Below are 290 nucleotides of genomic sequence, written 5' to 3'. Positions count from 1 at the left end.
GTGGCGTGAATTATCCTACCTTTGATACGTTAGAGAAGATAATGGACGTGCTGGGTGTAACGCCCAATGAATTATTGTCGGGAGAATGGAAGTATATTGACCACACCGAGCCCTATATCATGGATATTATCAAACGGGAACAAGACTTCAATGTTTCCTTAGATTATCTGTCTGAAAATGAATTTTTCAATGATGAAAAAGAATGCAGATTTTACATGGAAACCAAACTCATACAGTATATCCATAACTACATTACCAATGAGGTTACGGAGTTAGAAGAACTTATGGAA

General features: G+C 36.9%; 1 pseudogene. It reads left to right on the top strand.

Annotated features, from left to right (window positions below):
* Nucleotides 1-290: pseudogene (locus NE591_RS15345) on the top strand (helix-turn-helix transcriptional regulator); the annotation flags it as partial.

Origin of the sequence: Adlercreutzia sp. DFI.6.23, assembly GCF_024462535.1 — a bacterium.
Classification (GTDB): Bacteria; Actinomycetota; Coriobacteriia; order Coriobacteriales; family Eggerthellaceae; genus Adlercreutzia; species Adlercreutzia rubneri.
Note: the sequence above shows the minus strand (reverse complement) of the source record. Positions and strands in the feature narration are given on the sequence as shown.